This window comes from Paenibacillus sp. FSL M8-0142 (genome assembly GCF_038597315.1).
GTDB classification, from domain to species: domain Bacteria; phylum Bacillota; class Bacilli; order Paenibacillales; family Paenibacillaceae; genus Paenibacillus_AQ; species Paenibacillus_AQ lactis.
The window spans coordinates 5297659-5312417 of the sequence record NZ_CP152008.1; the positions used below are offsets into that span (position 1 = coordinate 5297659).

9 protein-coding genes are annotated in these 14759 nt (G+C 53.0%); 2 read left to right on the plus strand and 7 right to left on the minus strand.

Translation table 11 applies throughout. From position 1 onward, the window contains the following. Positions 1 to 25: 25 nt before the first annotated feature. On the minus strand, positions 26 to 1387 hold the full coding sequence (locus NSQ46_RS24255) for a sugar ABC transporter substrate-binding protein (RefSeq protein WP_341341597.1): 1362 nt from the start codon (positions 1385 to 1387) through the stop codon (positions 26 to 28). A 199-nt stretch (positions 1388 to 1586) separates the two neighbouring features. On the opposite strand from NSQ46_RS24255, the gene NSQ46_RS24260 reads away from it, so the two are divergent. After that, complete coding sequence (locus NSQ46_RS24260; protein ID WP_342575012.1) at positions 1587 to 3452, plus strand: histidine kinase; 1866 nt, start codon at positions 1587 to 1589, stop codon at positions 3450 to 3452. After that, the gene (locus tag NSQ46_RS24265; RefSeq protein WP_342575014.1) at positions 3440 to 4528 is read left to right on the plus strand and encodes a response regulator; all 1089 of its coding nucleotides are present in this window, start codon (positions 3440 to 3442) and stop codon (positions 4526 to 4528) included. Before NSQ46_RS24260 ends, NSQ46_RS24265 begins: the two co-directional genes overlap by 13 nt. 20 nt (positions 4529 to 4548) lie before the next feature. Here NSQ46_RS24265 and NSQ46_RS24270 read toward each other — a convergent pair whose 3' ends face one another. The 6 genes from NSQ46_RS24270 to NSQ46_RS24295 form a co-directional block, all read right to left on the minus strand. Beyond that, the gene (locus tag NSQ46_RS24270) at positions 4549 to 5157 is read right to left on the minus strand and encodes a GrpB family protein (RefSeq protein WP_341034248.1); all 609 of its coding nucleotides are present in this window, start codon (positions 5155 to 5157) and stop codon (positions 4549 to 4551) included. A 64-nt stretch (positions 5158 to 5221) separates the two neighbouring features. Further along, on the minus strand, positions 5222 to 5761 hold the full coding sequence (locus NSQ46_RS24275) for an NAD(P)H-dependent oxidoreductase (RefSeq protein WP_007131528.1): 540 nt from the start codon (positions 5759 to 5761) through the stop codon (positions 5222 to 5224). A gap of 314 nt (positions 5762 to 6075) precedes the next feature. Further along, on the minus strand, positions 6076 to 10437 hold the full coding sequence (locus tag NSQ46_RS24280) for an S-layer homology domain-containing protein (protein ID WP_342575018.1): 4362 nt from the start codon (positions 10435 to 10437) through the stop codon (positions 6076 to 6078). Positions 10438 to 10464: 27 nt separating this feature from the next. Continuing rightward, positions 10465 to 11514 carry a peptidylprolyl isomerase gene (locus NSQ46_RS24285; protein ID WP_342575020.1) on the minus strand — a complete coding sequence of 350 codons (1050 nt, stop codon included), beginning with the start codon at positions 11512 to 11514 and terminating at the stop codon, positions 10465 to 10467. Positions 11515 to 11720: 206 nt separating this feature from the next. After that, positions 11721 to 12845, minus strand: coding sequence for a glycoside hydrolase family 88 protein (locus NSQ46_RS24290; protein WP_342575022.1), 1125 nt, complete (start codon positions 12843 to 12845; stop codon positions 11721 to 11723). Positions 12846 to 12865: 20 nt separating this feature from the next. Beyond that, positions 12866 to 14731 carry a DUF2264 domain-containing protein gene (locus NSQ46_RS24295; protein ID WP_342575024.1) on the minus strand — a complete coding sequence of 622 codons (1866 nt, stop codon included), beginning with the start codon at positions 14729 to 14731 and terminating at the stop codon, positions 12866 to 12868. Positions 14732 to 14759: the final 28 nt, after the last annotated feature.

Consider the following 14759-nt stretch of genomic DNA (forward strand, 5'->3'; position numbering starts at 1 on the left):
CCGCCTTTCTTGAGCAGATCTTGCATTATTTTTTATAAAAATCGTCCAGCACCGCTTGAACCGCCGCATCAGCATCGCTCAATGCCTGATCAATCGTCGCGTCTCCCAGGAATGCCCGCTCCGCGTTCTCGTTGAATTTGCCGACCCATTCCTCCCATACGGCGTTATTGTCCAGCGTCTGCGCGAATTCAAGGCTGTCGAGGAACGCCTTGCGGTTCGCCGGCTGCTCGCCCGCTTTCAGGAACACATCCGACTGCGCAACGGATTTCTTGACCGGCACCGCTTCGCCAAGCTCCGTCCACTGCTTCTGCACCTCGTCCTCGGTCGCCCAGTATTTGATCCATTCCCAGGCGGCTTCCGCTTTCTCGTCACTCGACTTCTGGTTGATGACCCAGGAGTTCGCGATCACCGGAGATACTCGTTTGCCGTCGGGACCCTTCGGCAGCAGGGTCACGTCATAGTTCAGCCCTGCCTCGTTCGCCGCCTGCACCCTTGCGTAAATGCCGATCCGCATCGCTGCCGATCCGCTCGGAAATACGGCCGTATTGCTCTGGAAGCTCTTCAAATCCACCGGGTCCGTAATAATCCCGCGCTGCATGCCGTCTACCATCCATTCAAAAGCCTGTTTGTTCTCCGGCGTGTTGACGATCGAATTCTCGGCCTTCTCGTCGAGAACTCCGCCGCCATACGACTTCATTACCGAGAACCAGCCCTCGGTAATACTGAAGAACGTCAGGCCGAATTGATTGACGCTTGCCGGATCGAAGCCGGCATCCTCGGCCGTTTTCCCTGCAGCATCGACCGTCAGCTTGGCTGCCGTCGCCTTCAGATCCTCCCAGGTCCAATCCTCGGAAGGATAATCGACGCCTGCCTTATCGAACAGATCCTTGTTGTAGAACAGCACGCCGACCTGGATGCCCTGGGGCACGCCCCAATAACGGCCCTCGGCGTCCTTGTTGAAATCCAGACCGTAATATTCCTCGGCCTTCAGATCGCGGACGATCCAGTCCGTCAGATCTTTAGCCGCGCCGCGCTGCGCGTATTTCATCACATAGACGCCGTCCGAGAGCCATACGTCCGGTGCCTGACCGGCCGCAATCTGGGTGTCGAGCTTCTGATAGAACTGGCCGTACGGCGCGCTCTGCGTCTTCACCTTAATATTCGGATGCTGCTCCTCGAACCGGTCGATCAGCTCCTTCATCTTGGTGTCGGAGCTGTCGCTGGAGTAGTAGCCCAGCAAAATCTCTACCTGCTTCCCGCCGTCTTCTTCCTTGGGAGGAGAGGCTGCTCCGCCATCCTGTTTACCGCCTCCGCTGCAACCGCTTGCAAACACGGTTACAATCAGCAAAGCGGCAAGCCAGCTGTACAAGCCTTTTCTTTTTTTCACGATCGATTAACCCCCTGTCTTCATATTCGTATGGATTACTAGCATTGTAATGAATATCCCGGCGGCGGCCCATGTGCTTTCTTGACTGACTTGTGTATTCTTGCTCCCGACTGCTGTTCTTTTATTTACAACTTGTGTTTTTTTGCTACAATGTTCCTTACAATCCACACTCCATAACTGAAGGAAGGCGGATCCATAGATGAACAAGCAGCGGATGTCCTTTGGCAATCTGACCATCAACCAGCGACTGTTCGTATTGATTATTGTATTCATCGGTCTTCCATTCTTTCTGCTTGGCAGCTTCTGGTACCAGTCCTCCACCGAAGCCATCGAGAAGTTTGCCGTCGACACGAATAAACGCATCATCGAGCAGACCAACGTGTCGCTAGATTCTTATATCAACAATCTGGAGAATTCTACGTATCCTTTCATCCATAATCCGCAGATTCAACAATTTCTGTCGGCCCAGCCCTTAACTCCCTACCAGTACTTCCAGCTCGCCAAGAAGGTCGAAGACGATCTGTTCGCCCAGATGATCTACGGCCGATCCGATATCATCGGCATCTCGCTGGTTGCCAGCAACAAACGGCAGATCACCGATTACGAACAGGCTCCCGGACTGCTCAATATGACGGATATCCGCAAACGCAACCTGTCCTATCTCTCCCGGATGGATCAGCTGAGCGACTTTCAGATCCTGGGGCTAAGCAAGGTTGGACCCACACCGTCCCTGACGATTGCCCGGAAGCTCTATGACAACTCGTCCTTTCTGTACAAGGGCCTGCTGGTCGTTGATCTCAATCTGCAGCAGATCGGAGCGATCTGCACCAATGATTCCCTGGGCAGCTTCAACGTCTGGATTATGGGAAGCGAAGGGCAAATCATCTATCATCCCGATTCCAGCCTCATCGGAACCGAGGTCGAAGAAAGTCTGCTGCAACGCTTGGAGAGCCGCAGCAGCTCCTCCTTCTTTCGCCACCAGGATCCGGCCTCTCCGGCAGAAAAGATGGTGATCCATGAGCAATCGCGGATTGCCGGCTGGACCGTCGTTGCCGATCTTCCGCTGAGCAGCCTGATCGGCAATCTGATCACGCAGCGGAATTATTCTTTGGCGGCGGCGGCCGTACTCATCGGCATCTCGCTGGCTCTTGTTGGGGGCTTCTCCTTGTCGTTGACACGGCCGCTTGTGATGCTGCAGAAGCTGATGGCCCGAGTGGAGAAGGGTGACTTTGTTCTGCCTGCCAAGACGCATTCATTCCGGAACAATGAAATGCGCGCTGTTTTCCATAGCTTTTACCGAATGACGGATGAGCTCAAGCGTCTGATCCGGGAGGTTCATACCTCGCAGCTCAAAGAGCGCGAGCTGATTATCAAACAGAAGGAGTCCGCGCTGCGGTCGATGCAATCCCACATCAATCCGCATTTTCTATACAATTCCTTGGAAATCATTAACTCTTACGCTATCGCAGACAACCATATGGAGATCAGCCGCATGACGCGCGCGCTTGCCCATATGTTCCGTTACAATATTAGCCACGCCGGATCCATCGTCCTGCTCCGAGAGGAAATTGCGCATATCCAGGCCTATCTGGAGCTTCAGCAAGCCCGCTTCCGCAAGCTTGAAGTCGAGCTGGATGTCGATGAACGCTTTGTCACCCGGGTCCAGGCCGTCAGACTGACGCTGCAGCCGATCGTCGAGAATGTGTTCATTCACGGATATCGCGGCAGGAAGCCTCGGTATATCGGCATCAGCGCGCGGGCCGAGAGCAGCTGCTTCGTCATCGTCATCCGCGATGAAGGCAACGGCATGCCGCCGGAGAAGCTGGCCCGGATTCGGCGGTCTCTACAATCGGCGGTGTATCCGGGAGGAGATCTGCATGCCGAGGAACCACAAGGGGAAGCTACGAGCGGCATCGGCCTCATGAACGTTCATGAACGGCTCGCACTTACCTTCGGCTCCGGATATGGGCTGCAGCTGATCCATTCGGCGCCGGACGAAGGAACCATCTTCGAAATCCGTCTTCCCTATACTGCTGACGAGGAGGCTTCGGCATGTACAAATTGATGATCATCGATGACGAATATGCGATTCATTTGAGCCTAAGAAAACTGACGGAGATGTCGGGTCTTGGGATTGAAGTGGTGGCTGAAGCGGAGGATGGCGCCGAAGCGCTGAAATTGATGGAAGAGACCTCGCCCGATATTATCGTGACGGATATTTGCATGCCCGAAATGGATGGACTGGAGTTCATCCGCAGGGTTAGAGAGAGCCGCAAGCATACGTTTATCCTGATTCTGTCGGGTCACGACAATTTCGAGTATGCCCGGCAGGCGATGCGCTGCGGGGTATCCGATTTTCTGCTGAAGCCGGTCGATCCTGCCCAGTTCCATGCGGCGCTGGTGAAGGCCTGCGAAGAGCTGGATCGCCGGGTGGAGCGCTTCTCCCGTCAGACCGCTTGGACGCTTGCCCAGCAGCGGTCGAAGGCACAGCTCGTCGACCTGCTCTGGTCGGCGCAGGAGCGCGAAGCCTTGGCGCTCGCCGGCGACATGATCGCCCATTTCGAAACAGGCGGACCGGCAGATGTCAGTCTGCCGCGCTATGTTCGAATGCTTATGCAGGAATTGCTGCTAATGCTGGAGGAGCGTGGATTAAAGCTGCCGGACGGGGAGCTTAGGAACGGCATGCACACCCCGGACATCGCTCAGGACGATGACAAGGAAGCCTGTAGACAGCGTCTTCTTAAGATCATAAGCGAGACCATCTGTTGGATAAAAGGCATGCGGAATCTCGGCGCGCATCACAATATCGTGAAAGCCAAGCGTTATATCGAGGAGAATTATGCGGCGGAGGATCTGTCCTTGCAGGAGGTGGCCGACTCGCTCGGGATGTCGGTGACCTACTTAAGCCGGACCTTCAAGAACGAGACCAATATGAATTTCGTCAAGTATGTAACGCAGGTACGGATGGAGAAAGCGAAGGAGCTGCTCGCACAAGGCGGCTTGTCCGCGCAGGAGGCCGCATATCGCGTCGGGTACTCGGACTATGTCCACTTCAGCAAAACGTTTAAAAAGGTGCATGGCCTTACCCCGTCGGAATTCCGAAAGCAGAGCAAGACCATGACGCAGGGCCCGGCCCGATAAAGCAGGGATAAATATTTTCGCTAAGCTCCGGCCCATGCTGCTGCCCGCTCCAGCAGTCCGCTCACAAATGCATGCTTCTGAGCCGAGTAGGATAACAAGGTCTGCGCACCGCGTTCAAGAATGTGCTCCTTCATGTCGCTGTAGCGCTGCGCTTCCTCGGGATGCTCCCTCAAATAATCGCGGAGCAGCAGGTTGTTGTTCCAAAGCTCCCCTCGATATTGAACGACGTGCACATTGTAATAATGGAGGCCTCTTTGGCGAAAATATCGCCTTCCGGGAATACCGGCTTCGCCCAGATGCTCGTATCCGATGCCGTTCAGACGCCGGATGATCTCATCCGCTGCAGCAGACGGGTCCTCTACACCCACCAATATATCGATGATCGGCTTGGCGGTCATTCCCGGCACGGATGTGCTTCCGAAATGCTCGATGGCCTTCGTTAACTCGCCGACGGAACGCAGCAGGCGCTTACGCTCCGAAAGGTATAATTCCCTCCAGCTCTCGACATAAGGTTCAAGGTGGACCGGTTCATCGATCTGCATCGTCATTCCCCCAATCAGACGCTTCGTCCCCTTTCGCTCGTGCGGCGCGGGCACGAAGCGGGAAATGTCGGCGGGTAAGCAGTCCAAGAAGCTGCCCGCCGACCCATTACCATATCATCCCTCATTGGCGTTGCGGCAGGCAAGTGAATGTTTAGCGCGCCAGCTGCTTGACCCCGGCCTGGATATGCTCCGCATAACGTTCTGCCTGCTCCCGGAACTGATGAGGCGTTAGCCGGTCCGCATCATACATGGCATAGGGCGGAAGGAACTCCCCCTTGCAGTGCGTCAACGTGGCCTGAATCGGCCGCAGCAGCTCACTAATCGTAAACCGATTGTCACCGCCTGCACGGAACCCGTTCTCCGAGCCGCCTGCCGTTATTGCAACCATAAACTCCTTATCCTTCAGATGATTGCCGTCCGGCCCGTATGCCCAGCCGCGTACCAATACATCATCGAACCATTTTTTCAAAAGCGGCGGGCAGCTGTACCAATAGAACGGAAACTGGAATACGATCCGCTCGTATCCGAGCAGGAGCTCCTGCTCCCGCTTTACATCAATATGCCAATTCGGATATTCCTTATACAGATCGTGGACATGCACATTTTCGATTCCTTGGATTGCATCAAGCAGTGCCCGGTTCGCGCGGGAATTCTCCAAATTCGGGTGAGCAGCAACAACCAATATATTCATGCGTTCTCTCTCCATTCGGTTTGATGTTGTAGACACCCTCATTATCGTTCCGATCGGGATGTTTGAAAAGTACGCTCTTTTTCCGTACATGGTCAGGTTTTTCGTACCTTGTGGGGTGCTCCGCATGATCGATAAACAAAAGATGGCGGCTCACGGATAACATCCGAAGCAGCACCATCCCTTGTTTTGATATGCTTTTTGATTGTGGGGCTGTCATCAAGCAGCGGATTTACTTATGGGCCAGCCCCTTTACAATGCAAAATTTTAAGTTTTAGCCGTTAGCCCCTTCAAAATACATTTAGGCATCCCCTCTATTACTCGCTCAGCATAGCAACGATCAAGTGAACGGATTCAGCCCGGGTCGCAGGCTGGTGCGGGGCAAACATGCCGCCTCCTCTTCCTTGAATCAGCTTCGCGTCGTAAGCTGCAGCCAAATACGGCTTAGCCCAAGCAGGGATTAGCTCTGCATCGGCAAATGGAACGCTCGCCGTGGAATCCAATGGCACCCCCTTCGCTCTTGCGATCATGACAGCCATCTCGAGTCGGGTAATTTCCTGCGACGGCCGGAAGGTATGATCCCTATACCCTTGAATGATTCCGGCCTTGACGGCCCCAGCCACATACGGTCTAGCCCAGACAGGAATCCGGTTCATATCCTTGAGGTCTGCCGAAGCCTCCTGCTGATCCAAATCCAAGGCCCTTCCCAACAACACGGCAAACTCCGCACGAGTAATGTTGGCGTTCGGCCGGAAGGTCTTATCCGCATATCCCCGAACCCACCCTAGCTCAACAGCTTTCCGGATCGCAGACTCAGCCCAGTGTCCATAAAGATCGGTAAGGCTTATCCCTGGCTTCGGAGGTGTTGGTTTCACGACCTCTTCCCCGTCATCTCCCTCCGCATCCCTGCCGTCTTCCTGTCCGCCCGTATTCGGCACAGAAGGGGCTGGCATAGGCGTTGATGGCCCGCCATCCGAAGAGCCGCCCCCAGCGCCCGGATCGACGACGGCGGCTGCTGTCGTTACGGATATTTCAGGACCGTCGGTGCTCCATCGTCCATTCGAATCGCCGGCTTCAATCTTGAATGTGTATGGCGTATTCGGTCTTAATCCGGCAGCCTCGTACCGGTATACGGATCCGGTCACGGTCACTCGTTCTGCACCATTTTGATAGATTATAAACTTATCCACCTGATCGGCTTTAATGGTACCGGACCAATGCAGGGTGACGCTCGATGGCGATACTTTCTCCGCTACGAGTCTCCCTTCCGTCCAGCTAGGCGGCGCTTCACTGCCTGGAATAACGCTTGCCTTGAATTCGGCGACAGCCGCAATTAAAGCCGTAACGGCTGCTTGAATTTCTCCTTGCGTGACATCCTCGCGTTCCATGACGGCTTCAGCAGCCTCAATGGCTAAATGGAGCTTCTGCTTTGCTCCCAGCGGATATTCCCCCGGCGCACTTCCTTCTACGGCCTCGGCGTAGACCGCTCTCGCAACCGTAATGGCTTCATTCAATTCACGCTTATCCGCCGGTACGGACGGATCGACGATCACCGAGGATTGGAATGCCTTTACCGCCTCCTGAAGTGCGATCACAGCCGCGTCGATCTCCGATTGCGTTACATCCGCTTTACTCAGCATCTGCTCGGCGGCTTCGATCGCCTCATACAAGCGAAGCTTCGAGCCTTCAGGATACTGGCCCGGTCCATCTCCTTCTACTGCAGAGTCATAGACGCTCTGCGCAACGGTGATGGCCTGCTCTAATGCCGCCTTATCCGCTTTAGGCTTCACGGACAAAGTAAGCGGAGCCGCAGACTTGGTGATCTTCTCATCGGTTAGAGCGTACTTGATGTTATCGAAAGCGAAGATGCGGCCATTCGCCGAATCCCACAAAAAGCCGAGTACGATCCGGTCAAAATCTTTTATGGCACTCGTCGTTTTTACCAATTGCCCGTCAATGTACATCTTTAAATCTGTGCCTGAAGTGTAGTCCCATTTCAACTCATGCCAGCCCTTGCTGCGTTTCACTTGGGTTGCCTCCCAAGCGGTTGAGGAGCTGCTTGCCCGTACGGAATAATAATCCTGCGACCCATAGCTACTGCCATCGTAAAGCACGCCCATTCCTGCGAGCAAAGTGGTTCTCGCGTTGCCGACATGGGCTACAACCCGCGTGTTTCCGGATTTGGAGCCGTCATCGTACATCATGATCGTTACAATTCCTTGCTGCTTGGTCCCGAACAGCTTCTGGATCGCATTGCTGCCGTTCCCGGTAACAAACAGCGCACTGCGCTCGCCTTGATAGGCGACTTTATCGGAGATCGCTCCTGTCGTAATCTCGGTTCCGGTCTCCGGTATGAAGTCCCCCCACCCGGCTTCAAAGCTCTGGGAGTATTGAAGATCCTGATATTCCTGTACCTCGGCCTTAACCTCGACGGAATCCATGCCGGAAAGGTCGCCGATTGCAGTCAAAATGCCGGTGTCCGGATCAATGTTGAACGATTTCGGATCCGCCTCATATCGAACGCGATAATAAGGCGCATGCTCCATCACAACTCCGTCCTCGGTTATGCCGTCCACTCGCAGCTGAACGGATGGATTGGATTCGGATAACTCGAGTGAATCCGCAGCGACCTGATATGATTCAATGCTTGATGCAGCATGCACGGTTACATGGGCCTCAGCATAGATAGCCGGATGAACCGTGCTTTCAGCCCGGATGATGGCTTCACCGGGACGAACGGGTGTAATGAACCCATTCGGACTTACCGCTGCGACCTGGCTGTCGCTGCTTGACCACTTGACTCCTTTGAACCAGGTGTCCTTCGGTTCGAACTGGGCGGTTAACGTTTTGCCTGCCTGCTGCGCGTACAGGTCCAGTTTCTCATAATTTAAACTCATCGATACCGGCAAGACCTCGGGAACCTGATGATTCGGTTCGTCGTTCGAATATTCGTGAGCGCCGATATCAATGGAGCCATCCGTTATCGGGTTGTTGAAGAAATCCTTATCTGCCGGAGCCCACACAGAGGGAGTGAGATTCCGAATATCCGTCCCTGCATTAATAGCCGGCGATCCCGGTAACAGCTTATATCCATTCAATTGCTCAACATCGAAAAAACCGGCTCCTGCATCAATAATATCCTTCGGCTCTTCGCCGGGTCTGGCCAATTTCGGGCTTTCGAAGATATTATCTTCTACAGCTGCACCAGGAAAGTCGGTATCTTTGATATTCGTCCCGGGATAGAACACATTATGCTTGATCTCACCGCCGGAAAACGTGCTTGCCCCCATCGGCGTATCCGCTTTCGTATAGAAAATATTATTATACAATTTGGCGTATTTACCGGAGGCATTAAAGATTTTGGTCGAAATATTCGCATCCGTGAAGAACGTATTGTTATGAATAAGCGGCGCGTACGCTTCCCTTGTCGGCAAATAATGCAGCAAATATCTGCCGTCGCCATCGTTTACGCTGATATTATACCGGGCGACGGAATTGGTGGAGCCGTCCATAAAAAGAATAAAGCCGCCTCGATTACTGTGACTGTAGTTGTATTGATACAACGTCCCCTCACAGAACATATCGACGTCAAAGGCTTGACCGTCATTGTACCCGTAGATGCCGCCATATACTTCGTTGAATTGCATCACCATATCCTTGACGCCGATGACCCAAAGACCGGCATAATTGACATTCCCCACGTTCTTTGCGGAATGCTTGACTACGGTGTTGTACTCCATTCTTCCATTCGTGCCGACATTGCTCATGACAAAGCCATCGCCTTGAACCTCTTCCACGTAGTTATTTCTGAAAATAATATTTTCAAAAACCCTTGGGAAGTTGGCTTTGACATCGCCTTCCTTATACAGCCCGGCGTTACGGATGCCTTCGATATCCACCCGCTTTACAATATTGCCTTCAACCAGAACATCCGAAATATTGCCAAGGATCAGGATGCCTCCGCTGCCGATCTTCCACCCCTTCGGATTCCCGTCCACATCATGGATATAGTTATTCTTGATGACGATTCCCTTATGGGGGTTCGCCTCCCATTCCGTTACCGTGGTGGAAGCCGTACGAATATTGATGCCTGCGCGCTGGGAAACGACGTTCGGGTTGTAGTTGGTCAGCTCAAAGTTGGAAAACTCGAGATAGCTTCCGTCCACGACATCGATGGTGGCTGACATCGTCTTGTCGGCTACCCCTTTATAATTAAGTATGATCTTTGAAATTTCCGTTGTGGTTGTTCCATTTCCGTTAATTACAGGACGGCCGAGTTGCTCGATATCACCATAGCTGCTGAATACGATTGGAGCATCTTCGGTACCCGAGATGCCCCGAAGCTTAAGCGAGCCATTCCATACGTCCCCTGCTTTGAATAAGACACGGTCACCCGGAGCAAATTTCATGCTGTTTACTTTCTCAAGGCTTGCCCACGCATGATCTTCCGACCTTCCGTCATTCGCATCATTCCCGTCTACACTGACATAATAGGTTGTGCCGACAGCTGCTTGAGGTACCGCAGCATCCGTTAGGGTATGAACCGCTTCATCATTATAGTTAGCGGCTGCATTGGCCTGCCCCCCTGTTAAACCGGTTGTTGCCAGGGAGAACCCTAACAGCATGCTGAGACAAACGGCAAACAGCCTTCGAATCGGCTTTATTTTACCAAGCTTCATTTTTTAACACCCTCCTGTTCTTATGATCTAATTCGAGAACGAAATCGTCTTAAGCACCTCCTCGTCGATCTCCATCGTTGCTTGACGCAGTTGGTCTTCAACGAGCTGCTCCAGCTGCCTCTCCATATATAGCTGAACCAAGGAAGTTCTCGCTTGCTCATAAGGCACGTAGCCCTTGTCCTCGGTTTCGAGAAGCCTTAGCATCATCGGGCCGTTATGATCACGTAGAATGCCGGTAAACTCCCCGGGCTGCATGGTCATGAACATCTCCTGCAGCTCTTGTGCCCCATCATCGTCTTTGGACTTTGTATCCATGTCCAGCGTGTCCCGCCGAACGGCGATATCCTTCGAAAACCCTAATGGAACGATAGATTCCTGGACACTGCCAGGCCGCGATAAGAGTTGATCCCGCAGCTGCTCCAACGGTCGCGGGCTTTCCGCCGAGATGATTTCGTAATCAAAAGAATAGCCTAGATGAAAATCGTCCGATTTAATCTCGTCATACAATGGCTTCAGCTCTGCATCCGTAAGCGCAGCCTTTTTCTTCTTGACCAGGTCATCGATTAGAGCTTGATAGTTCATGCTGTGGAGATACGAATAAAATGGCTCGGCCCCATACTTCTGAAGACCGTAAATCGGCTGCTTATTGCGAATATTCTGCTGCCTGTCCTTATTCTCCGCTTCGAGCTGCTTCAAAAAGGAGGCAAAGGACGAATCTTCGATGATCCCGTACCGTTTCATCAGCATTTGCTCGATCTTTATTTTTTTCAAATCCTCGATCGTTTTCTGTTTGGCGTAGTCCAGTGGATTCTGTCCTTGGTAGGAGGAGGTCCAGAAATCCGCATGGTAATCCGCACGATATTTGCGTTTGAAATCACTGACGGTTAAAGCTTTGTTCTGCTGCAAAAAAAATCGAAACTCTTCAGCCGTCACGGGTTCATCATTAATCGTAAATACAACGGGATCCTCTGATGACTGAGCCGCATGGCTCCAGATCACGGTGACGGAAAGTCCGGTGACCACAACCAGCAGGAAGACGAGCAGCATTCCCGTCCTGGCAGGCCTCTTTATTACCAACAGAATCTCCTCCTTAAATTGAAATCGCTTTCATTTTATTGCCACCCTTATTATAGTCGGGCTTCAAGCGTGGATATAATGAACATATTTGACGGATACCGTACGATTTTTACTTGTTGGTTCATCCCTTTGCCTTGCCCTCGCATATCGTAAAAAAACCTCTGCAGCTAAAAGCTGTCAGAGGTTTAGAACCTTATAACGCCATCTTATGTTTCATACCAATAGCCTTTGATTCCACGCTCAAGCCGGACAAGGGCTTCCAGATAATAATAATCGCCCCAAATCATATAATCGTCCGGGGCCCGGTCCCCCCTTACGTGATAGGAGCCATGCTTCAGCAGCCCTTCCGCGTCCGGCAAATCGGTCGTGGCATAGCGCTCAACGAGTGATTTCATGCTGCGATTCAGCGCATCTTCAAACAGAGCCCGATCGGGATCGCTGTCGCCTATCAGCTCCAGCAGCTCAAGCAGTCCGCACGCCGTAATCGCCGAGGCCGAGCTGTCGCGCGGTGTGCCATCCTCGACCGGAACATCGAAATCCCAGTAAACGACCGCATCCTCCGGCAGACGATCGATAAAATAACGGGCCATGCGCTTTGACGTTGACAAGAAATCGGCATGCTTCGTATATCTGTATGCAAGGGCAAAACCATAAATCCCCCATGCCTGGCCCCGGGTCCACGTCGATCCGTCCCGGTAGCCCTGGTGGGTGCCTCCACGGAGCGCATTTCCATTGTCGGTGTCGAAGTAGAAGGTATGATAGGAAGAACCGTCCCCCCGTACCAGAAACTTCTGGCTCTTAAGAGCATGCTTCATTGCTACATCATAATACTTAGCATCACCTGTTTGCTCATGCGCCCAGAACAGAAGCGGGAGATTCAGCAGACAGTCGATAATGATCCGCCCCCCATTTTCGGGATCGTCCTCTTTCCCCCATGCCTGAATAATTCCGATCTTAGGCCTCCACCGCGCTAATAAGGCATCGGCTGCTTGGAGCGCAAGCTCGCGCGCAGCTGTATTCCCGGTTACACGCCACTGTGCAACCGCGGACAGTGAGTATAAAAATCCGATATCATGGTGGTCCAGCTCGATATGATGGTCCAGACGATGCTTGAAGTTGGCTAAATAGGACTCGGCTGCTTCTTTATAGAACGGATCCTGACCAAATTCATAGGCGAGCCACATCATGCCGGTATAGAAGCCCTCGATCCAGTCGTTGTTCTCACCCCAATCATAGCGCTGTCCTTCGATGATGTGTGGTAATTTTCCAGGGTGTTTTTGAATATTCTGTTTGATTTTGACGAGGGCGTCCTCAATCGCAAACTTCCACATTTTACTCTCCCCTTTGCCGATTATTCTGTCTTGATTTCAACAATAACGCTCCTGGAGAGAGCTTCGGTGATCTTGATCGTTCCTCCAGGCGTCTGTTCTACCTTTGGCGGATGTTTGAGAACGCTTTCGTTCCTTTCAGAGCTCGAAGCGCCGAATACCGCAGAAATCAGGAAGCTGTCCCCCGGTTCAAGCTCCGCGATCAGCGTAGGGATCATCGTTCGCGGCTTCAGCAAATTCGTATTGGCTTCCGGATAGACCATCATCGCGCCGTCATATCCTTGCAAATTGACGATGCCGCTAATGCCTCCAGGCATAATCGCTGCAATTCGATCCGCTGCCGTCCGGATGGCGTCCGGTTCGCTTCCGGTCAAGCCGGTCATCCTCCCCACTGCGAATCCGCCTTCGGCCGCCGTCAGTCTGCGGCCCGTATGAATGCGGTGAATCCGCACATGCCACAGCCCTGCAGGAATAAGCCATGTCCGTACCTCGACGTCGTGCCAAGGCAGCCATCTCGAATACACAAACTGTTGTTCAACCTGAAACTCCTCGCAGTAACGCCGCACACGATAATGCTCATCCCGCTCACTCAGGGCAAGCATGGAATCGAAGGCCCCTTCCGTCAAGCCGTAATAGCCTTTGGGAACGCTGAAGCCAAAGCGCGTGGAGTAAGCAAATTTTGAGTATTTGGCTGCGCTGTGTGCCATAGTGAAATTCGCCATTTGCCCCGATGCCAGAGCAACAGCATGTCCATCATCCTCCGGACGGCAAATCATCATGCGAGCGTGTGGCTGAACGGAGATCGGCTCCAAGCTGGGGAGGGGTTCCTCCTCCACCGACCAGAATGGATGGTCATCCGGCAAATCCAGAATGAGAAAGGTTTTAAACGCCCAGTAAGGAGATCCGGGAGCATTATAGCTCTCCGCCATGATCAGATTAGGGTAAGCGTAGCCTATGCTAAGCAAACCGTCCGTCGTAAAGATCGGCTGGGCGAGCCACCACCGCAAATGGCGCATAATAATCCCTTTCATGACCCCCAGCGAAAACGGCTCGACGCCGGCATATACGAGCGCGCACCAGAAGGAGACTTGAGCGAAGCGGTAGGTCTGACTGCGTCCAAAAGGAATGCTGCTTCCATTCTCAGCAAACCAATAGATGAACTGCTCGGCAAATATCTTCGCCCGCTCCCGGTAAACCTTGGCGCGCACCGGATCATCATCTTCCATCAGTTTGGCGTAGATCAGCGTGTAGAAATGCATGGCAAAAGGAATGTAATAATCCCGCTGATCCGTCTTGCCGTCGGAATACCAGCCATCCCCCAGATAATAGGAATCTATCGTATCCAGGTACTCATCCATGATGGCCTGGTTATATGGCATTCCTACCTTCTTGAACCCGATATTCACAAGAACCGTGAACATCAGCCAATTATTCGGATTCGAACGATCCACCAAGTTAATTTGATTCAACCACCCATACAGGTTTTCCTGCTCGCGCTCGTTCAGCGGGTGCCAAAGTTTATGCGGCGCAAGCGCCAGCCCAAGCCCCAGCACGGCCTGCTCGACCATTCGCTGGTCCTTGGTTGCAAAGGCCCCCCAGTATTCCTCGTGTTCCGGGTCGGTTCCGTTAACGATCCCCTTCAGGTAGAGAGGCCATAGATCTGATTCGCCTCCCCCGCCGGCATGGGGAACCAGCCCCCATAACGGCCTTGCGAAAGCCTCCATGAGAGCAATCGCCTCATTGTATTCGGCAGCCGTATCTCCAAGCTGAAGACCGGCGCATCCCGGCGTGAATCGCCGTTTCAACGGCTCCAGCATATCCGTAACCGCCTGCCTCACATCGGCTTTCGTACGAAATGCGTTATATGCTGCACTACCATTCTGCCGCAAGCTATCGCTTCCTCTCTGACTCATGGAC

Coding starts and splice junctions, on each gene's coding strand:
- NSQ46_RS24280 (WP_342575018.1), bottom strand. CDS start 10,437: ATGAAGCTTGGTAAAATAAAGCCGATTCGAAGGCTGTTTGCCGTTTGT.
- NSQ46_RS24260 (WP_342575012.1), top strand. CDS start 1,587: ATGAACAAGCAGCGGATGTCCTTTGGCAATCTGACCATCAACCAGCGA.
- NSQ46_RS24275 (WP_007131528.1), bottom strand. CDS start 5,761: ATGAATATATTGGTTGTTGCTGCTCACCCGAATTTGGAGAATTCCCGC.
- NSQ46_RS24290 (WP_342575022.1), bottom strand. CDS start 12,845: ATGTGGAAGTTTGCGATTGAGGACGCCCTCGTCAAAATCAAACAGAAT.
- NSQ46_RS24265 (WP_342575014.1), top strand. CDS start 3,440: ATGTACAAATTGATGATCATCGATGACGAATATGCGATTCATTTGAGC.